Origin of the sequence: Mycobacterium sp. (genome assembly GCF_047975165.1) — a bacterium.
Lineage (GTDB): Bacteria > Actinomycetota > Actinomycetes > Mycobacteriales > Mycobacteriaceae > Mycobacterium.
The window spans coordinates 27,971-48,107 of sequence record NZ_JBKECZ010000032.1 but is presented as its reverse complement, the minus strand read 5'-3'; the positions used below and the strand labels follow the sequence as shown (position 1 = coordinate 48,107).

General features: G+C 67.5%; 18 protein-coding genes. 4 read left to right on the top strand and 14 right to left on the bottom strand.

The window, feature by feature from the left end:
- Nucleotides 1-26: 26 nt before the first annotated feature.
- The 9 genes from ACK5M9_RS02855 to arc all read right to left on the bottom strand — a co-directional run bounded on the left by ACK5M9_RS02855 (nt 27) and on the right by arc (nt 10,586).
- Nucleotides 27-1,001, bottom strand: coding sequence for a helix-turn-helix transcriptional regulator (locus ACK5M9_RS02855; RefSeq protein ID WP_416891688.1), 975 nt, complete (start codon nt 999-1,001; stop codon nt 27-29).
- Nucleotides 998-2,005: a helix-turn-helix transcriptional regulator gene (locus ACK5M9_RS02850; RefSeq protein WP_416891687.1), complete on the bottom strand. Its 1,008-nt coding sequence runs from the start codon at nt 2,003-2,005 to the stop codon at nt 998-1,000. Before ACK5M9_RS02850 ends, ACK5M9_RS02855 begins: the two co-directional genes overlap by 4 nt.
- Before the next feature lie 17 nt (nt 2,006-2,022).
- Entirely contained in the window at nt 2,023-3,381 is a 1,359-nt protein-coding gene (gene pafA / locus ACK5M9_RS02845; protein WP_416891686.1) for a Pup--protein ligase, read from the bottom strand.
- A gap of 52 nt (nt 3,382-3,433) precedes the next feature.
- On the bottom strand, nt 3,434-4,228 hold the full coding sequence (prcA, locus tag ACK5M9_RS02840; protein WP_416891685.1) for a proteasome subunit alpha: 795 nt from the start codon (nt 4,226-4,228) through the stop codon (nt 3,434-3,436).
- Nucleotides 4,225-5,100, bottom strand: coding sequence for a proteasome subunit beta (prcB, locus tag ACK5M9_RS02835; RefSeq protein ID WP_416891684.1), 876 nt, complete (start codon nt 5,098-5,100; stop codon nt 4,225-4,227). The genes prcA and prcB overlap by 4 nt, the downstream gene beginning before the upstream one ends.
- The gene (locus ACK5M9_RS02830) at nt 5,097-5,291 is read right to left on the bottom strand and encodes a ubiquitin-like protein Pup (RefSeq protein WP_416891710.1); all 195 of its coding nucleotides are present in this window, start codon (nt 5,289-5,291) and stop codon (nt 5,097-5,099) included. Before ACK5M9_RS02830 ends, prcB begins: the two co-directional genes overlap by 4 nt.
- Nucleotides 5,292-5,444: 153 nt before the next feature.
- The gene (dop, locus tag ACK5M9_RS02825) at nt 5,445-6,941 is read right to left on the bottom strand and encodes a depupylase/deamidase Dop (RefSeq protein ID WP_416891683.1); all 1,497 of its coding nucleotides are present in this window, start codon (nt 6,939-6,941) and stop codon (nt 5,445-5,447) included.
- A 32-nt stretch (nt 6,942-6,973) separates the two neighbouring features.
- A complete protein-coding gene (locus tag ACK5M9_RS02820; protein WP_416891682.1) occupies nt 6,974-8,722 on the bottom strand; it encodes a hypothetical protein in 1,749 nt (582 codons plus the stop codon).
- A 34-nt stretch (nt 8,723-8,756) separates the two neighbouring features.
- Complete coding sequence (arc, locus tag ACK5M9_RS02815; protein ID WP_416891681.1) at nt 8,757-10,586, bottom strand: proteasome ATPase; 1,830 nt, start codon at nt 10,584-10,586, stop codon at nt 8,757-8,759.
- Nucleotides 10,587-10,830: 244 nt separating this feature from the next.
- On the opposite strand from arc, the gene ACK5M9_RS02810 reads away from it, so the two are divergent.
- Both ACK5M9_RS02810 and ACK5M9_RS02805 read left to right on the top strand, forming a co-directional pair.
- Entirely contained in the window at nt 10,831-11,496 is a 666-nt protein-coding gene (locus tag ACK5M9_RS02810) for a hypothetical protein (protein ID WP_416891680.1), read from the top strand.
- A gap of 9 nt (nt 11,497-11,505) precedes the next feature.
- Entirely contained in the window at nt 11,506-11,799 is a 294-nt protein-coding gene (locus ACK5M9_RS02805; protein WP_416891679.1) for a DUF503 domain-containing protein, read from the top strand.
- A 70-nt stretch (nt 11,800-11,869) separates the two neighbouring features.
- Here the strand turns inward: ACK5M9_RS02805 and trmI are convergent, their stop codons facing one another.
- Nucleotides 11,870-12,712 carry a tRNA (adenine(58)-N(1))-methyltransferase TrmI gene (trmI, locus tag ACK5M9_RS02800; protein ID WP_416891678.1) on the bottom strand — a complete coding sequence of 281 codons (843 nt, stop codon included), beginning with the start codon at nt 12,710-12,712 and terminating at the stop codon, nt 11,870-11,872.
- A gap of 118 nt (nt 12,713-12,830) precedes the next feature.
- Here trmI and ACK5M9_RS02795 point away from each other — a divergent pair, with 118 nt between their 5' ends.
- Nucleotides 12,831-13,697 carry a thioesterase family protein gene (locus ACK5M9_RS02795; RefSeq protein ID WP_416891677.1) on the top strand — a complete coding sequence of 289 codons (867 nt, stop codon included), beginning with the start codon at nt 12,831-12,833 and terminating at the stop codon, nt 13,695-13,697.
- A gap of 32 nt (nt 13,698-13,729) precedes the next feature.
- On the opposite strand, the gene ACK5M9_RS02790 is transcribed toward ACK5M9_RS02795, so the two are convergent.
- The 4 genes from ACK5M9_RS02790 to metH all read right to left on the bottom strand — a co-directional run bounded on the left by ACK5M9_RS02790 (nt 13,730) and on the right by metH (nt 19,136).
- On the bottom strand, nt 13,730-14,227 hold the full coding sequence (locus tag ACK5M9_RS02790) for a DUF4126 domain-containing protein (protein ID WP_416891676.1): 498 nt from the start codon (nt 14,225-14,227) through the stop codon (nt 13,730-13,732).
- Between the two features lie 109 nt (nt 14,228-14,336).
- Entirely contained in the window at nt 14,337-15,197 is an 861-nt protein-coding gene (hisG, locus tag ACK5M9_RS02785; RefSeq protein ID WP_416891675.1) for an ATP phosphoribosyltransferase, read from the bottom strand.
- Between the two features lie 2 nt (nt 15,198-15,199).
- On the bottom strand, nt 15,200-15,481 hold the full coding sequence (locus tag ACK5M9_RS02780) for a phosphoribosyl-ATP diphosphatase (protein WP_416891674.1): 282 nt from the start codon (nt 15,479-15,481) through the stop codon (nt 15,200-15,202).
- A gap of 55 nt (nt 15,482-15,536) precedes the next feature.
- Nucleotides 15,537-19,136: a methionine synthase gene (gene metH, locus ACK5M9_RS02775; RefSeq protein WP_416891673.1), complete on the bottom strand. Its 3,600-nt coding sequence runs from the start codon at nt 19,134-19,136 to the stop codon at nt 15,537-15,539.
- Nucleotides 19,137-19,213: 77 nt separating this feature from the next.
- Here metH and ACK5M9_RS02770 point away from each other — a divergent pair, with 77 nt between their 5' ends.
- Nucleotides 19,214-20,089, top strand: coding sequence for a PAC2 family protein (locus ACK5M9_RS02770; protein ID WP_416891672.1), 876 nt, complete (start codon nt 19,214-19,216; stop codon nt 20,087-20,089).
- Nucleotides 20,090-20,137 lie beyond the last annotated feature (48 nt).

Genomic DNA, 20,137 nt, shown 5'->3' with positions numbered 1-20,137 from the left:
TCACCTCCAGACGTTCGGCCCCGATGCTACCGCAGCTCGGCCGCCCGATAGGCCCCAAGCGCCCCCTCGGCGGCGGCGCGTACCCGGTGCGCCAGCGATTCGGGCGCCAGCACCGCCACCTCCGATCCGAAACCCAGCAGCAGCCGCGTCATCCAGTCGTCGGAGGCGTAGGTCATGGTCGCCTCGCACCAGCCGCCGGGGAGCTCCCGAACGTCACGCATCGGGTAGTACTCCAGCATCCAGGATGCCGACGGTGCCACCCGCAGCGTCGCCGAGGGCAGGGCCGGGTCGCCGTCGAACAGCGAGGTGTCCGTCGGTGACCGGCGCACCGGGTCGGGCAGTACCGCCGGCTGCCCCAGCTCGGTGGCGTCGACGATGCGGTCGAACCGGAAAAGCCGGACCCCTTCGGCTTCGCGGGACCAGGCTTCGAGGTAACTGTGGCCGCCGATCAACACGACCCGGATGGGGTTGACGGTCCGCGTGGTCAGTGAGTCGTGCGAGGCGGCGTAGTAGTCCAGGGTCAGCGCGCGCCGGTCGCGCACGGCCGCCCGGACGTGGGCTGCCGCGCGGCTCTCCAGCCGCGCCGGTTGATCGACGGCGGTCGCGACGTGTTCGTGTCCGGTCGTTGCGACGCCGGCAACCGCGGCGATCTTGACGATCGCGCTGCGCGCCGCTCGCGGATCGACCACACCGGGAATGTCGGCCAATGCGCGCAGCGCCACCAGCAGGCCGGTGGCCTCCGGCGAGGTCAACTTCAATGGCCGGTCGATGCCCGCGGCGAAGGTCACCTTGACGGTGTCGCCGGAGAATTCGAAGTCGATCAGGTCGCCGGGCAGGTAACCGGGTAGCCCGCACATCCACAACTGATTGAGGTCGGCCTCGAGTTGCTTTTCGGTCACACCGAGTTCATTGGCCGCATCGGCTTTGGTGATCCGCGGGTTGGCCAGCAGGTACGGCACCATGTTGAGCAGGCGTACCAGCCGGACGGTGATGGCGGTCATGCCGGCGCCTCCGCGCCACCGGCCGCGGCACGCAGCCGGGTCAGCACGTCCTCGCGTAGCGATGGCGGCTCCAAGGCGATCGCGTCGGCGCCGTAACCGGCGATATCGCGGGCCAGCCGGTCGGCGAATACGATCTCGATCTCGATCACATCGCCATCGCGGCCTGCCAGGCGCCGGGGCCCCAGCGGCGTTGCACCCCGGCGCAACGCGGTGGCCCGGCCCCGGGCGACCCAGACCGACGCCCGGGCACCGGTAGGCGTCCGCGCGACCGCCTTGGCGACGATCCCGGACAGGTCGGCGCCTGCGGGCACGGTGACCACTCCGCGTTCCCCGACGGGTGTGACGCTCGCGCCCATTCGCGACAGCCGGAAGACGCGGGTGGCGTTGCGGTCCCGGTCGTGGCCGACGAGATACCAGCGGCCCTGCTCGGTGACCACACCCCACGGTTCCACGGTGCGGGTGGCAAACGGTTCGGCCCGCGTCGGGCGATGCGCGAACTGCACGACCCGACCGGATTCGATGGCCGACAGCAGCGGTCCCAGCACATCCTCGGACCCGCGCAACCCCGGGAAACCGGCAGGGGCGGCGATCGCCACCGCGGACCCGCCGTCGGCGGAGTCGACCTCCACGCCGGCCGCCCGCAGCTTGAGCAGCGCACCCTGGGTGGCGGTGATCAATTCCGGCGATTCCCACAGTTGGGTGGCCACCGCCACCGCCGCCGCCTCGTCGGCGTTGAGCTCAACCGGCGGCAGGGCATAGGCGTCCCGGTTGATCCGGTAGCCCTCGGTGGGATCCAGGTTGGACACCCGGCCCACTTCCAGGGGGATGCCCAGGTCGCGCAGCTCGTTCTTGTCGCGTTCGAACATGCGCGAGAACGCGTCGGAGCTGGGGCTGTCGGCGTATCCGGCGACGTTGGACCTGATCTTCTCCGCGGTGATGTAGCCCCGGGTCGACAGCAGTGCGATGACCAGGTTGACCAGCCGTTCGACTTTCGATATGGCCATGCGGTTCAAGATAGGTGCTACATGCTCGCGATCAGCCGCTTGACTCGCTCGTCGACGGCACGGAACGGATCTTTGCACAGCACCGTGCGCTGCGCCTGATCGTTGAGCTTGAGGTGCACCCAGTCGACGGTGAAGTCCCGGCCGGCGGCCTGAGCTGCACTGATGAACTCACCGCGGAGCCTGGCCCGAGTGGTCTGGGGCGGATTGTCGACGGCCTCGGCAATGTCCTCGTCGGTGGTCACCCGGGCCGCCAGACCCTTGCGCTGCAACAGGTCGAACACTCCTCGTCCACGCTTGATGTCGTGATAGGCCAGATCCAGCTGCGCGATCTTCGGGTCGGACAACTCCATGCCGTAGCGATCCTGGTAGCGCTGGAACAGCTTTCGCTTGATCACCCAGTCGATCTCGGTGTCCACCTTCGCGAAATCCTGGCTTTCCACGGCGTCGAGCTGACGCCCCCACAGGTCGACGACCTGCTCGAGCTGCGCGTTCGGCTCCCGGGTCTGCAGGTACTCCACGGCGCGGCTGTAGTACTCCCGCTGGATATCCAGCGCTCCGGCCTGCCTGCCGCCGGCCAACCGCACCGGCCGCCGGCCGGTGACGTCGTGGCTGACCTCGCGGATGGCACGGATCGGGTTGTCCAGCGAAAAGTCGCGGAACGCCACGCCGGCTTCGATCATCTCCAACACCAGGGCGGCGGCACCGACCTTGAGCATCGTGGTGGTCTCGGACATGTTCGAGTCGCCGACGATGACGTGCAGCCGCCGGTATTTCTCGGCGTCGGCGTGTGGTTCGTCGCGTGTGTTGATGATGGGGCGGCTGCGGGTGGTCGCCGAGGAAACGCCTTCCCAGATGTGTTCGGCACGTTGGGAAAGGCAGAACGTCGCGGCCTTGGGGGTCTGCAATACCTTGCCGGCGCCGCAGATCAGCTGCCGGGTCACCAGGAACGGCAGCAGGACATCGGAGATCCGGGAGAACTCCCCGGCGCGCACGATCAGATAGTTCTCGTGGCAGCCGTAGGAGTTGCCCGCGGAGTCGGTGTTGTTCTTGAACAGGTAGATGTCGCCGCCGATGCCCTCGTCGGAGAGTCGCTGCTCGGCGTCGACCAGCAGATCCTCCAGCACCCATTCCCCGGCCCGGTCATGGGTGACCAGCTGGGTCAGGTTGTCGCATTCGGCGGTGGCGTATTCGGGATGGCTGCCCACGTCGAGATAGAGCCGGGCGCCGTTGCGCAGGAACACGTTGGAGCTGCGCCCCCAGGACACCACCCGGCGGAACAGGTAGCGGGCCACCTCATCCGGGCTCAGCCGCCGATGCCCGTGAAAGGTGCAGGTGACACCGAATTCGGTCTCGATGCCCATGATTCGACGCTGCACCCATTCGAGGGTACTGGTTGGCTTCGGGCGGCGGTGCGCAGCCGCGCCCGAATCACGGGTCCGGGGATTCTTCGGCGTCGGGCTCCCGGCCCGACCCCGCGGGTTCGGTCTGCTCCAGCAGCGACTCCAGCGCCGGGCGGCCGATCCGCTTGAACGCCCGCCGCGGCCGGCCGGCGTCGAGGATGGCCACTTCCAGGCTCTCCGCCTCCGCGCCGGTCTGGCCGCCGGCGGCGGCAGCGGCGGCAGCGGCGGCGGTCCCGGCGGTGCCGGCGGATTCGGATCGCAACGCCTCCACGGCGATTCGCAGCGCCTCGGCCAGGCCGGCGTTCTCGGTGTAGGACTCCTTGAGCGCGGTGACGATGGGTTCGGTGGTGCCGCCCATCACCACGAAATGCGGCTCGTCGGCTATCGAACCGTCGTAGGTGATCCGGTAGAGCTCGGGGGCTTTCGATTCGCCGTAGTGGGCGACCTCGGCCACGCACAGCTCGACTTCGTAGGGCTTGGCCTGCTCGGTGAAGATGCTGCCGAGAGTCTGCGCGTAGACGTTGGCCAGCTGGCGGCCGGTGACGTCGCGGCGGTCGTAGGCGTAGCCCCGGGTGTCGGCGAATTGGATTCCGCCCCGCCGCAGATTGTCGAATTCGTTGAATTTGCCGGCGGCGGCGAATCCCACCCGATCGTAGAGTTCGCTGATCTTCTGCAGCGATCGCGACGGGTTCTCCGCGACGAACAGCACCCCGTCGGCGTAGGTCAGGGCGACCACACTGCGGCCGCGGGCGATGCCCTTTCGTGCGAGCTCGCTGCGCTCGCGCATCGCCTGCTCGGGCGAGATGAAGTACGGGAAGCTCACCTCTCACCGCCCTCGGTGCCCGAAGTGTCCGGACGGGACCGGCGCTGTACGACCTCACGCGCGATGTCGGCGATCCGCGCCTCGGCGATCTCGGCCGCACCGTGTGCGTCGATGGCGACGGCGGTGGGGTAGATACCGCGGACCAGATCCGGCCCTCCTGTCGCGGAGTCGTCGTCGGCGGCGTCGTAGAGCCCTTCCACGGCTACCCGCAGCGCCGAATCGGCGTCGGCGACCCGGGAATACAGCTTCTTCATCGATGACTTGGCGAAGATCGAGCCCGAGCCCACCGACTGGTAACCCTCCTCCTCGATGTTCCACCCGCCGGCCGCGTCGAAGGAGACGATGCGGCCCGCGTCCTGCGGGTCCGCGGCGTCGATGTCGTAGCCGATCAGCAGCGGCACGGCCACCAGCCCCTGCATCGCGGCGGGCAGATTGCCGCGCACCATGATTGCCAGCCGGTTGACCTTGCCGGCGAACGTCAGCGGCACACCTTCGAGTTTCTCGTAGTGCTCGAGTTCGACGGCGTACAGGCGGGCGAACTCCACGGCGATGGCAGCGGTGCCGGCGATGCCGGTGGCGGTGTAGTCGTCTGTGATGTACACCTTGCGCACATCACGTCCGGCGATCATGTTGCCCTGCGTCGAGCGGCGGTCGCCGGCGATCAGGACGCCGCCGGGGTATTTGAGCGCGACGATGGTGGTTCCGTGCGGCAGTTGCTCACCGGCCCGAGCTCCGCCGAAGCTCGTCGGGAGCAATTCCGGCGCCCGGTGGCGCAGGAACTCGGCGAAAGACGACAGACCGATAGCGCCTATCGCGGGAACTCCGGACGTTGACGGGTTGACGGACAGGCGATCAGGCAGGGGCCAGGTCACTGGCCGCCCTTTTGGACGTATGCGCGCACGAAGTCCTCGGCGTTCTCTTCAAGAACGTCGTCGATCTCGTCGAGCAGGTCGTCGGTGTCCTCGGTGAGTTTTTCGCGACGCTCCTGGCCGGCCGCGGCGCCTGCGGCGAGATCGTCTTCGTCTCCGCCGCCGCCACCGCGTTTGGTCTGCTCCTGGGCCATCCCCGCCTCCTGCTTCGTCATCGGCCGGCGGGAGATGTGCATCCGCCCGCCGGCATGTCTCTACCCTACCGGTCCGCTCAGGCCGGTCGCCGCCGTGAGCAGGCCCATCCGCGGGACCCGGGCCCCCGGGCCGCAGGTGTGCCGGCCGGTGTGTCAGCCGGTGAGCTGCTCCACCAGTTCGACGGCACTGTCCACCGAATCCAGCAGCTCACCGACATGGGCTTTGCTGCCGCGCAGCGGTTCCAGTGTCGGGATCCGCACCAGCGACTCCCCGCCCAGGTCGAAGATCACCGAGTCCCAGCTGGCCGCGGCGATGTCGGCGCCGAACCGGCGCAGGCACTCACCGCGGAAGTAGGCGCGGGTGTCGATCGGTGGGTTGTCCACCGCGTCGATCACCTGGTGTTCGGTGATCAGCCGCTTCATCGATCCCCTGGCAACCAGGCGGTTGTACAGGCCTTTGTCCAGCCGCACATCGGAGTACTGCAGGTCGACCAGGTGCAGCCGCGGCGCCGACCAGCTGAGGTTCTCGCGCTGCCGGAAGCCTTCCATCAGGCGCAGCTTGGCCGGCCAGTCCAGCAGTTCGGCGCATTCCATCGGGTCGCGTTCGAGCAGGTCGAGCACGTGTGCCCAGGTCTCGATGACGTGGGAGGCGCGCGGGTCGGGATCGCGGCGGCCGACCAATGCGGCTGCCCGGTCGAGGTAGATCCGTTGCAGCGCCAGGCCGGTCAACTCGCGGCCATCGGCCAGGGCCACGGTTTGGCGCAGCGAAGGATCGCGGCTGATCGCATGCACCGCGTGCACCGGCCGGGCCAGTGCCAGATCCTCGAGTTCGACGCCTTCCTCGATCAGGTCGAGCACCAGCGCGGTGGCGCCGAGCTTCAGGTAGGTCGACGTCTCGGCGAGGTTGGCGTCGCCGATGATGACGTGCAGGCGGCGGTACCGGTCGGCGTCGGCGTGCGGTTCGTCGCGGGTGTTGATGATGCCGCGCTTGAGGGTTGTCTCCAGCCCGACCTCGACCTCGATGTAGTCGGCGCGCTGTGCCAGCTGGAAGCCCGATTCGTCACCCGACGCACCGATGCCGACACGACCCGAGCCGGTCACCACCTGCCGGGAGACCAGGAACGGGGTCAGGCCGGCGATGATCGCCGAGAAGGGCGTCTGGCGCGACATCAGGTAGTTCTCGTGCGACCCGTACGAGGCGCCTTTGCCGTCCACATTGTTCTTGTAGAGCTGCAACCTGGCGGCCCCGGGCACGCTCGCGACATGGCGGGCCGCCGCCTCCATCACCCGCTCCCCGGCCTTGTCCCAGATCACCGCGTCGAGCGGATCGGTGCATTCGGGTGCCGAGTACTCCGGATGCGCGTGGTCCACGTACAGCCGGGCGCCGTTGGTCAGGATCATGTTGGCCGCGCCGACCTCGTCGGCATCGACGATCGGTGGCGGGCTGGCCGCACGACCCAGGTCGAAACCGCGGGCGTCGCGCAGCGGGGACTCCACTTCGTAGTCCCAGCGGGTGCGCTTCGCCCGTTGGATACCGGCGGCGGCGGCGTACGCCAGTACCGCCTGAGTCGAGGTCAGGATCGGATTGGCAGCCGGGTCCGACGGCGAGGAGATACCGTACTCGACCTCCGTCCCGATAATCCGTTGCATGGCCCAGACACTACGGTCTGGGCGCCGGCGACCTAACCTCTGGGGTTCGCCATCCAGCCGCGATGCCGCATGGCCGCCTTCCGGGCAGCCTTGGCAATTGCCTTGTCGGGCAGATGGCGCCCCAGCGTGTCGAGCACGATCGCCGTCTCGGGTGCGCGATGCCGCCACATGCCCTCGAGTACCGCTGGCGGATCCAGGTACTGGACGAAGAAGTCGCAGAGCTGTTCGGGGTCGGCGACGCTCAGCGCCCATAAACCATCGACGATCGAGCCCAGATCGACGAAACTGCCGAGCGTGTCCGCACCGGCCCGGCCGAGCGCTATCAACCAGAGTGCCGTATACCCGGCGGCGGGCGTGTCCAGCAACTCACGCACCAGTGGTTCCACCACCTCGATATCGAATTGCTCCAGGGCGATGAAGCCGGTCATCCGCGTATCGGCGCTGCCCGCCACCGCAATGGCCTCGACAATCAGTTTCACCCGCTCGACAGTGGAACGATCGGGCTGCCAGCCCGCCACCAGAGCCGCCAGCCGGCTGTCGGGCACCCGGGCCATCGCATCGAGAAGCGCGGCTCCGTCGCCGCCGGCGATGTCCTCAGCGCGGCGCAGTGCCCATCCGGCTTCCTCGAGGAGGTCCGGCAGGACCTGACGCCCGAGTGCGGTGATGGTCACGGTGCCGCCGGTCCACGAACTGGGGCCGTACGGCTCGGGCACCTCGACGCGGTCGGTCCAGCACACCACGCCGGCGGTGTCGAGGACATCGAAGAGGCGGCGCAGATTGCGCCTGACCAACCGCTCCCACCGCTGTGCGCTCAGGTGGTCCACAGCCGGTGCGGAGTGCTCAACCACCGCTAGCGCCCACCCCTCGATATCGTCCATCGGGAGCGCGGCATCCAGCCCAAGCAACGGCGTCAGCCAGTACACGATCCCCTCGTCGAGCAGACGGTGCAGTTCGGTCAGGTACCAAACCCGCCCGGAGAAGCGCGACCGCAATGGCCCCAGGTCGATGATCGCCGCAAACAGTTCCGCTCCCTGCTGCGCCCGGGAGCGGGCCGTCCAGGCTTTCACCGGGACCAGCCGGCCCTTGTACACCCGAACCGCACCGGCCGCCATGGCGACGTCGAGGATGAGGCCCAGTCCCGGCAGTTCCGCGGTGGAGACGGCATACCACCTTGCGTTGCCGATCCGGGGGTTTATGTCGTCACCGGTGTCGAGCAGCCCGACCAACGCACGGCCGTCGGCGAGTTTGAGATTTCCCTTGGCGGTCAACGTCTTTCCGTCCGGGCCGAGAAAATCACGCAGCCCCTGCACCTTGACGGCCAGCGGCGCCGCGGCCGCGGCGGCCTCGACCTCCTCGGGCGGTGACGCAACGTAGAGGAACGGCAGCTCATGGGACTCCGCCTCCGGCGGTGCCGGGGCAAACCTATCGGCGCGCGCCTTCCGTTTCCCGGATGGCAGCGCGTCGAACTCCTCAATCCGGGCCAACAGTGCGGCCTGCACCTGATCGTCGGACATATTGGCTAGATCCACGCCATCCAGCAGTGCCTCAGCCAATTCGAGGACTGGATCCCTCGCTTTCAGGTAAGGACCCCAAGCGTCCTCGACGCCGTCGAACATTTCGGCAGGAAGTTCGTCGTCCTCGTCGCCTTCCTCGGCGTACTCGTCGTAATCGGGATCGTAGAAATAGGGGTCGTCGTCACACGGGTCGTCGTCAGACAGGTCGTCGTCGAAAAGCTCAAATTCACCGTGGTCAGAAGCGCGGGGCTCAAAATCCATCTGCATGCGGCCCACGGTAATCCGGGGCACCGACAACCCCTTAGAGGTACTGCCCCAGGTTCGACTCGGTGTCGATGGCACGGCTCGCACTGGAACTCTTGCCGGTGACCAGGGTGCGGATGTAGACGATGCGCTCCCCCTTCTTGCCCGAGATCCGCGCCCAGTCGTCGGGGTTGGTGGTGTTGGGCAGGTCCTCGTTCTCGGCGAACTCGTCGACGATCGAGTCGAGCAGGTGCTGGATCCGGAGGCCGGGTTGCCCGGTTTCCAGCACCGACTTGATCGCGTTCTTCTTCGCGCGGTCGACGACGTTCTGGATCATGGCGCCGGAGTTGAAGTCCTTGAAATACATGACTTCTTTGTCGCCGTTGGCGTAGGTGACCTCGAGGAACCTGTTGTCGTCGATTTCGGCGTACATCCGCTCGACAACCTGCGCGATCATCGCCCTGATGCAGGCGGTGCGGTCGTCGCCGAACTCGGCAAGGTCGTCGGCGTGCACCGGCAGCGCCGCGGTCAGGTACTTCGAATAGATGTCCTGGGCCGCTTCGGCATCGGGACGTTCGATCTTGATCTTCACGTCGAGGCGTCCCGGCCGCAGGATGGCCGGGTCGATCATGTCCTCCCGGTTGGACGCGCCGATCACGATGACGTTCTCCAGCCCTTCCACGCCGTCGATCTCGCTGAGCAGCTGCGGCACCACCGTCGTCTCGACATCGGAGGAGACCCCGGTGCCGCGGGTGCGGAAGATGGAGTCCATCTCGTCGAAGAAGACGATTACCGGGGTGCCTTCGGAGGCCTTCTCGCGGGCGCGCTGGAAGATCAGCCGGATGTGACGCTCGGTTTCGCCGACGAACTTGTTCAGCAGCTCGGGGCCCTTGATGTTGAGAAAATAGGACTTGGCCTCGCGGGAATCGTCGCCGCGCACCTCGGCCATCTTCTTGGCCAGCGAGTTGGCCACCGCCTTGGCGATCAGTGTCTTTCCGCAGCCGGGTGGCCCGTAGAGCAGCACCCCTTTGGGTGGGCGCAGCGCGTACTCGCGGTAGAGCTCCTTGTGCAGGAACGGCAGCTCGACGGCATCGCGTATCTGTTCGATCTGGCGGGTAAGCCCGCCGATGTCCTCGTAGCTGACGTCGGGCACCTCTTCGAGCACCAGGTCCTCGACCTCGGCTTTGGGAATTCGCTCGAAGGCGTAGCCGGCTTTGGCGTCGACCAGCAGCGAGTCGCCGGGGCGCAGCTTGCGGGGGCGGCTGTCGTCGTTGAGTTCCCCGGAGCCGCCGTCGGGCAGATCCTCGGCGATCAGCGGCTCGGCCAGCCACACGATGCGCTCCTCGTCGGCATGGCCGACCACCAGTGCCCGGTGACCATCGGAGAGGACCTCGCGCAAGGTGGAAATTTCGCCGACCGATTCGAAGGTGCCGGCCTCGACGACGGTCAGGGCCTCGTTGAGCCGAACCGTCTGACCTTTGCGCAACGAGGCCGCCTCGATGTTCGGCGAGCAGGTCAGCCGCATCTTGCGGCCCGAGGTGAACACGTCCACGGTTTCGTCTTCGTGGGCGCCCAGCAGAACCCCGTAGCCGCTGGGCGGCTGTCCCAGCCGATCGACCTCCTCGCGCAGCGCCAGCAGCTGCTGGCGGGCATCTTTAAGAGTTTCCATTAATTTGGAATTGCGGGCGGCCAGCGAGTCGATGCGGGCTTCGAGTTGCTGCACGTCGCGGGGTGAGCGCGCCGGGCCCTGCTGGGCGACGGCGTTGTCGAGCCGCTCGCGAAGCGCCGCGGCCTCGCGCCGAAGTTGTTCCAACTCCGCGGAATCGTCGCTGGACAGGCGGCTATCGCCAGGGTTGTCGAATGCGCCAGAACGCTCTAGGTCACCCATGCTGCGCTCCTTTCCCACACCAGGAATCGCGTGGCGGATACCCCAACGCTACCGGCCGCGGGCACTCCATGTGCGCAGTCAAACGCATTGAACGTTCATGAAAAGTAACAAGTCGGGTCGCGCTGGTATTCTCAGGCCATCCTGCCGCGCGAAAGGGTATCTGTGATCGTGAAATCCGTAGCGAGCGGCGCTGTGGTCGCCGCACCCGCACCTGCCGGCCGCCGGTAGCCGGTCTGCCGCAGGTATGTCCCGCCACCTGTGGATCACCCTGACCGCCGGCGTGGCGGTGGCCGTAGCGGGGCTCCTCGGCTGCTCGCGTGGCTCGGACAGCGAATCGGACTCGGCCGGGGACTCCCTTCCCCCACCTACGCCGGCGGCGACGGCTGAAACCCCGCTGACCACTGTTTCCACCGTAGCCACCGCGACCGTCCCGCCCGCCACGGAACTGCCCGCGCCGGAGGCCCTCACCGGAGTGCTGGCCCGGCTCGCCGACCCGGCGGTGCCGGGCGGTGAAAAGCTGGATCTGGTCGACGGCTCCGGCCCCGATACCGCCGGCGCCCTGGACAGGTTCATCGCCGCCGCCCGCGACAGCGGCTACCTGCCGATGGCGTTCGAGGCCAACGACATCGCCCGATCGAGCACCGACCCGTCCAACGTGGCCGCCACCGTCGTCGTCACCACCGCCAATGAGGATCATCGCGAGTTCACCTTCCCGATGGAGTTCACCGCGGCCGGCGACGGTTGGCAGCTGTCCCGCAAGACCGCCGACATGCTGCTGGCCATGCAGAGTTCCGGAACGGTACCGCCGGCTTCACCAGAGCCGGCACCACCGTCGAATCCCGCTCCCCCCGCCGAGCCCGGTCTCCCCGCCGAGCCCGGTCCCCCCGCCGGCCCGTCTCCCCCAGGCTGACTTCACCGGATGTGGATCGGCTGGCTCGAGTTCGATGTCCTGCTGGGCGACGTGCGGTCGCTCAAACAGAAGCGCTCGGTGATCCGTCCGGTACTGGCCGAGTTGCGGCGCAAGTTCAGCGTCTCAGCCGCCGAGACCGACCACCAGGATCTGCACCGGCGGGCCGGCATCGGGGTGGCGACGGTCTCGGGTGACCGCGCGCACGCCGTGGAGGTTCTCGACCGGGCCGAGCGGCTGGTGGCCGCGCATCCGGAGTTTGAACTACTGTCTGTTCACCGCGGGTTTCAGCGCAGCGATGACTGATGCGCTAGCCGATCACGTCCCATGCCAGGCGACATCCTGCGCCCCAACGCATCCGGATGCGCACATTCCACTACCCGTCGCGTCCAGGGCGCTTGCGTCCCAGCGGCGCCGGGGCGACTGCGCCGGGCGCCAGCCGGCGGGTGGCCACCAGGAACGCGGTGTGCCCGCGCATCGTGTGCTGCGGACGCACGGCCAGCCCGACGACGTTCCAGCCGCGCTGCATCGTCTCCCACGATCGCGGTTCGGTCCAGCACTGCTGGGCACGCACCGCCTCGACGACCTGGGATAGCTGGGTGACGGTGGCCACGTAGATCAGCAGCACACCGCCGGCGACCACCAGCCGTGACACCGAGTCCAGGACCTCCCATGGCGCCAGCATGTCCAGCACGGCACGGTCGAAAACACCGTCGGACAGCTCCGAGTCGGCAAGGTCGCCGATGATCAGTCGCCAGTTCTCCGGCGGCCGGCCGTAGAAGGTGTCGACGTTGCCGCGGGCGTGCTCGGCGTGATCGGCACGCAGTTCATACGACGTCACCCGACCCCGCGGCCCGACCGCGCGCAACAGCGAAAGGGTCAGTGCACCCGACCCCGCCCCGGCCTCCAGCACCCGGGCGCCGGGAAAGATGTCGCCCTCGTGCACGATCTGGGCGGCATCCTTGGGATAGATAACCTGCGGCCCCCGCGGCATCGACATGACGTAGTCGACCAGCAGGTGGCGCAGCACCAGAAACAGCGCGCCATTGCTGGATTTGACCACGCTGCCCTGCTCAAGGCCGATGATCGCATCGTGGGCGACGCGCCCACGATGGGTGTGGAACTCCGCGCCCGGGGTTAGCCTCAGCGTGTAGTGACGTCCCTTGGCGTCGGTGAGCTGAACTCGCTCACCGGCGGTGAACACCCCGGTCGCCGACACGGGTCCAGCGTGCCAGGCGACCCGGCGATCCCGGCGCCCGGGTTTGCAGGCGCCCGGGTTTGCCGGGGCAGCCCGCGGCCGAGCCCTAAACTGCCGGTATGACGGACCGGTCGTCGGCATGAACTGCAGCTACTATCGCCGCCTACCCGGCAACGGCCCCGGCGACGGCCCCGGCAACGGCCCGAGTACCGGCCCGGGTACCAGCGAAGAACCCGGGGCGCATGCGGAGTTGGGGGCCGCATTCGACTCGACGGAGTGCACCCGCAGCAACTGGGGTCCCGACCTTCAGCACGGCTCGCCCCCGTTGGCGCTGCTGACCAAACTCATCGAGGAGCGTTCGGCGGGGTCGGGCCTGCGGATCGCCAGACTCAGCCTCGACATCCTCGGAGCACTCCCGGTGGCGCCGGTCCGGGCCCGGGCCTGGGTGGAGCGCCCGGGTTCCAGGGTCGCGATGATGGCCGCGGAAATGCGCGCCGGCAGCGGCGACGGAACCTCCCGCGCGGTCGCGCGGGTCACAGCGTGGCTGGTCAAGGCCTCCGACACCGGCGACCTGGCGAGCGACCGGTATCCGCCGTTGCGAGAGGGGTCGTCCCAGCCGGTGCCGGACGTCTTCGCCGGCGCGGGCGGCTATTTCGACACGATCAGCTGGCGTCCCCAGCGTGTCGAGGGCGGTGCGGCCGCCGTGTCCTGGTTCAGCACCAGAGCCCACATCGTCGATACCGACGACACCACGGCACTGCAACGGCTGACAGCGGTGGTGGACTGCGCCAACGGCGTCGGCAAGATCCTCGACCCCAGGCGCGTCGCGTTCATGAACACCGACACCGTCGTGCACCTGCACCGGCTACCGGTCGGCAACGATTTCGCCTTGCGCGCCCGCGCGTCGGTCGGTCCGGACGGGGCCGGGGTGACGACGGCCGAGGTCTTCGACAGCATCGGATTCGTCGGCACCTCGGCGCAGACTTTGCTGATTCAGCGGCGCTAGGTGTTCTTGACCGGTGGGTTGGCGACCCCGGGTCACAGTGCATCGGGGACCATTGCGCCCGCGAGCGCAACGGTGGCGAACCCGCCCAGCACCGCCAACGAATCTTCCAGCAGTGCGACGGGCAGCTCATGGCCGCCGTTCTGCACAACCAGTTGCCGGCGGGCGCGGTAGCCGCCCACGGTGCCCAGCACGGCTCCCATCAAGCCAGCCCCCAGCCCGCCGATCCGGTAGCCCCACGCGGTGCCGATGACAGCACCGGCCAGCCCGCCGAGGATGAGCCGGACCGCGAACACCACCGGCGTCAGACGGGTGGGGGCGCCGGGGAATTTGTCTAAGACCACCTCGGCGAAGGCCAGCACACTCAGGATCGCCACCGGCACAATGCTTCCCACCCACCAAGCCCACGTTCCCTGAATGTTCAGCCAACCGAGATAGGCCGCCCAGCAGACCGCGGCCGGCGCCGCCATCGACCGCAAACCCGCGACCGTACCGATGAGCAGGGCCAGGAACAGGACAAGTACCTGCGTCACGGCATTCCCTCCTGGGACAGACGCACTGCCTGGCGGCCGCGGCGGAAGTGCGCCGGGGCGTGCACGCGTCCCAGCCGGACGCTAACACAGCAGCCGCACCGATAGCCGATCAGAATCTGCAAAACCTGACATCCGATGCCAGGATCGCCTTCGCGCCGATCCCGGCGAGCCGATCCATGATGTCGTTGACCTCCCGGCGCGGCACCAGGGCACGAACCGCGACCCACTGTGCGTCGGCCAGCGGAGCGATGGTCGGCGACTCCAGGCCCGGCGTGATCGCGGTGGCCCGATCCAATACCGAACGCGGACAGTCGTAGTCGAGCATCAGATACTGCTGGCCGAACACCACACCCTGAACCCGGGCGACCAGCTGGTCGCCTGCCGCACCGGACCGGCTGCCGGGTTCGTCCCGTTCGATCAGCACCGCCTCCGAATCGCACAGCGGTTCACCGATGGCGACAAGATTGTGCAGGCGCAGGGTGCGGCCCGAACCCACGACGTCGGCAATGGCGTCGGCGACGCCGAGCTGCACCGAAATCTCTACGGCGCCATCGAGTCTGATCACCGTGGCCGCGATCCCCCGGTCGGCCAGGTCTTTTCGCACCAGGTTCGGGTATGCGGTGGCGATTCGCTTTCCGGCCAGGTCGGCGATAGTCCAGTCCGGCCCGGCGGGTCGCGCCGGCCCGGCATAGCGGAACCGCGACGATCCGAAACCCAGCCCCAGGCGTTCACGAACCGGCGCATCGGAATCCAGTGCGAGGTCGCGGCCGGTGATACCGAAGTCCAGCTCCCCCGAACCGACATAGATGGCGATGTCCTTGGGCCGCAGAAAGAAGAACTCGACGTTGTTGACCGGGTCGATGACGGTGAGATCCTTGGGATCGGTGCGACGCCGGTAGCCGGCCTCGGAGAGGATCTCGGCGGCCGGTTCGCTCAAGGCCCCCTTGTTGGGAACGGCAACGCGCAGCATGCTCACAGCTTCCGGTAGACGTCGTCGAGGGACAGCCCACGCGAGATCATCAGCACCTGCGCCCAGTACAGCAACTGGCTGATCTCGGCGGCCAGCTCGTCATCGCTTTGATACTCGGCGGCCAGCCACACTTCGCCGGCCTCCTCGAGGATCTTCTTGCCAAGCGCGTGCACCCCGGCATCCAGCGCGGCGACGGTGGCGCTGCCGGCCGGGCGGGTGCGCGCTCGTTCGCCGAGTTCGGCGAACAGTTCCTCGAAGGTCTTCACGGCCAGCGATTGTTCCATGTGGCGACCGGCAAAGTCACCTCTGTTTCAGCGCGGACGGGCAATCCGGCAGGGATCAGACGTTGAAGTACTTGGCCTCGGGGTGGTGCAGCACGAACGCGTCGGTCGACTGCTCGGGGTGCAGTTGCAATTCCTCCGACAGCGTCACACCTATGCGTCCGGGCTCCAGCAGTTGCATCGTCTTGGCGCGGTCCTCGAGGTTCGGGCAGGCCCCGTAGCCGAACGCGAACCGGGCGCCCCGGTAGCCGAGCTTGAAGTACTCTTCGACCGCCTCGGGATCCTCGGCCGACATCGCCCGGTTCCCCGCGAAGGTGAGCTCCTCGCGGATGCGGCGGTGCCAGTACTCCGCGAGCGCCTCGGTGAGCTGCACGCTGATGCCGTGCACCTCCAGGTAGTCGCGGTAGGAGTCCGACTTGAACAGCTCGTTGGCCATGTCGGCGATGGGCGTGCCCATGGTCACCAGCTGGAACGGCCACACGTCGACTTCGCCGCGGGCGGTGGCCGACTCCCGCGAGCGAATGAAGTCGGCGATGCACAGGAAGCGGCCCCGCTGCTGGCGCGGGAAGGTGAAACGGAATCGTGTCGGGGCGTCGGCGGAAGGCTCGGCCAGCACGACGACGTCGTCGCCCTCCGACACCGCCGGAAAGTAGCCGTACACCACGGCGGCATGGGCCAGGATACCTTCGGTGGACAGTCGGTCCAGCCAGTACCGCAGGCGCGGACGACCCTCGGCTTCCACGAGATCTTCATACGACGGTCCTTCGCCCCCGCGTTGACCGCGCAATCCCCACTGCCCCAGGAACAGTGCGCGCTCATCGAGCAGCCCGGCATAGTCGGCCACTGCCAGACCCTTGACGATCCGCGAACCCCAGAACGGCGGTGTCGGCACCTCGACATCGGCGGCGACGTCGGACCGCTCGGGAACCACCACCGGTACTTCGGTTGCTTTGCGCTGCGCCGCAATGCGTTTGGAACGTTCATGGCGGGCTTTGCGTTCGGCCTCCTTCTCCCGGGCGGCGATCGCCTCCGGACTGTCGGGGTCCGGCGCCTCACCCCGCTTGACGCTCATGATGTCGTCCATCAGCCGCAGACCCTCGAATGCGTCGCGTGCGTAATGCACTTCGCCCTGATAGACGTCGGCGAGATCGTTCTCCACGTAACTGCGGGTCAGGGCCGCCCCGCCGAGGAGCACCGGATACGACTCGGCGACGCCGCGGGTGTTCATCTCCTGGAGGTTTTCTTTCATCACCACAGTCGATTTCACCAGCAGGCCCGACATTCCCACCACGTCGGCCGTCTTGTCCTGGGCGACTTCGAGAATGGTCGCTATCGGCTGCTTGATGCCGATGTTGACCACCTCGTAGCCGTTGTTGCTCAAGATGATGTCGACGAGATTCTTGCCGATGTCGTGCACGTCGCCCTTGACGGTGGCCAGCACGATGCGGCCCTTGCCCGTGTCGTCGTCGCTTTTCTCCATGTGCGGCTCGAGGTGTGCGACAGCGGTTTTCATAACCTCAGCGGATTGCAGCACGAACGGCAACTGCATCTGGCCGGAGCCGAAGAGCTCACCGACGGTCTTCATGCCGGCCAGCAGGTCCTCGTTGATGATCCCCAGCGGGGGTTTTTGCGTCATCGCTTCGTCGAGATCGGCTTCCAGGCCGTTGCGTTCACCGTCGACGATGCGCCGCGCCAGCCGCTCGAACAACGGCAGCTTCGCCAATTCGGCCGCACGGGATTCCTTCGACGACGCCGCCGACACGCCCTCGAACAGCCGCATCAGCTCCTGCAGCGGGTCGTAGTCCTCACGACGACGGTCATAGACCAGATCGAGTGCCACCTCGCGTTGCTCGTCGGGTATCCGGTTCATCGGCAGGATCTTGGAGGCATGCACGATCGCCGAGTCCAGCCCGGCCTCCTGGCATTCGTGCAGGAACACCGAGTTCAGCACCTGGCGGGCGGCGGGGTTGAGGCCGAACGAGATATTGGACAACCCGAGTGTGGTCTGCACCTCGGGGTGGCGCTTCTTCAGTTCGCGGATAGCCTCGATGGTCTCCACACCGTCTTTGCGGGACTCCTCCTGGCCGGTGGCAATGGTGAAGGTCAGGGTGTCGATGAGGATGGAGGATTCGTCGACACCCCAGTTGCCGGTGATGTCGGTGATCAGCCGCTCGGCGATCTCCACCTTCTTTTCGGCGGAGCGGGCCTGGCCGTCTTCGTCGATGGTCAGCGCCACCACGGCGGCGCCGTGCTCGGCGACCAGTTCCATGGTCTTGGCGAATCGCGATTCGGGCCCGTCGCCGTCCTCGTAGTTCACCGAGTTGACCGCGCAGCGGCCGCCGAGGTGCTCCAAACCCGCCTTCAGGACCGGGGTTTCGGTGGAGTCCAGCATGATCGGCAGTGTCGAGGACGTCGCCAGCCGGCTGGCCAGGGCCGTCATATCGGCCGCACCGTCGCGACCGACGTAGTCGACGCACAGGTCCAGCAGGTGCGCGCCGTCACGGGTCTGGTCCTTGGCGATGTCCAGGCATTTCTGGTAGTCCTCGGCGATCATCGCCTCACGGAAAGCCTTGGAGCCGTTGGCATTGGTGCGCTCACCGATGACCAGGACCGAAGCCTCCTGGGCGAACGGGACCGCGGAGTAGAGCGAGGAAACAGCGGGCTCGTAGGTCACCTCGCGCTGTCCGCGCTGTTTGGTCCCGCCGTTGAAATCGGCAACCGCCGCGGCCACTGCACTGATGTGCTCCGGTGTGGTGCCGCAGCAGCCGCCCACCAGCGAGAGGCCGAATTCGGCGATGAAACCGGCCAGCGCCTCACCCAACTCGTCGGGCGACAGCGGGTATTCCGCGCCGTTGGGTCCCAGGACCGGCAGGCCGGCGTTGGGCATCACCGACACCGGAATTCGCGAGTGGCGCGACAGGTAGCGCAGGTGTTCGCTCATTTCGGCCGGTCCGGTGGCACAGTTCAGGCCGATCATGTCCACCCCGAGGGGTTCGACCGCTGTCAGCGCGGCGCCGATCTCGCTGCCGAGCAGCATCGTGCCGGTGGTCTCGACGGTGACGTGGGCGATCACCGGGATGTGACGGCCGGCGCGGGTCATCGCCCGCCGCGATCCCAGTACCGCGGCCTTGAGCTGCAGCAGATCCTGGCAGGTCTCGACGAGGATCGCGTCCGCACCCCCGTCGAGCATGCCCAGGGCGGCCTCGGTGTAGGCGTCGCGGATGACGCCGTACTCGATGTGCCCCAGGGTCGGCAACTTGGTGCCCGGCCCCATCGACCCGAATACGTAGCGCCGGCGAACGGGGTCCGAACCGGCCGTTTCGTCGGCAACCCGGCGCGCGATCGCGGTGCCCTTCTCCGAGAGTTCCCGAATCCGGTCGGCGATGTCGTAGTCGCCCAGGTTGGACAGGTTGCAGCCGAAGGTGTTGGTCTCCACCGCGTCCGCTCCGGCCTCGAAGTAGTGGCGGTGGATGGTCTCCAGCACGTCGGGCCGGGTCTCGTTGAGGATCTCGTTGCAGCCTTCAAGGTTGTTGAAGTCGTCCAACGTGAGGTCAGCGGCTTGCAGCTGGGTGCCCATCGCGCCGTCTCCGACCAGGACACGCTGGGCCAATACGTCCAGGAGGTCGGTGTCGTACCGGGGCTTCAACAGGGGTGTCACCCACCCAGGATAGTCGCCCCGGAGGGGACCCCGCGCCGGTTCACCGGACGCCGGCCCCTACGCCGTAGGCTGATCTGGTGATATTGCCAGGCGATCCGGGCTCGCTTCCCCGGCTGCGGAACGCGGTCGCGGTGGCCGCGTTCGAAGGCTGGAACGACGCCGGCGACGCCGCGTCCAATGCGGTGGCACATCTCTACGACATCTGGGATGCCCGTCCGATAGTGGAAATCGACAACGAGGCCTACTACGACTACCAGGTCAATCGTCCCGTCATCCGCCAGATCGACGGCGTCACCCGGGAGCTGGAATGGCCGGCTATGCGAATTTCGCGTTGCCGCCCGCCCAAGGACGACCGCGACATCGTGTTGATGTCGGGAGTCGAGCCGAACATGCAATGGCGCACGTTCTGCGACGAGTTGCTGGCCGTGGTCGACAAGCTGAACGTCGATACCGTCGTGATCCTCGGTGCGCTGCTGGCCGATACGCCGCACACCCGTCCGGTTCCGGTTTCGGGCGCGGCCTACTCGACCGAGTCGGCCAACGTCTTCGGACTGGAGGAAACCCGCTACGAGGGCCCGACCGGAATCGCGGGCGTGTTCCAGTACGTCTGTGTCGCCGCCGGATTGCCGGCGGTGTCGTTCTGGGCGGCGGTTCCCCACTATGTGTCGCACCCGCCCAATCCGAAAGCGACCATGGCGCTGCTGCATCGCGTCGAAGAGGTGCTCGACGTCGAAGTGCCGTTGGGTGAACTTCCGCAACTGGCCGCTACCTGGGAACAGGAGATCAGCGAGTTGGCCTCCGACGACCCCGAGCTCGCCGAATACGTCCAGGCCCTCGAACAGCACGGGGACTCCGCGGTCGACGTCAAAGACGCACTCGGCAAGATCGACGGGGATGCGCTGGCCGCCGAGTTCGAACGCTATCTGCGCCGCCGTCGCGGCTTGGGGCGCTGATCCTCCGGCCGGTACCCGGCTCGTCACGAGTTCGGCGGGCTCTCCATC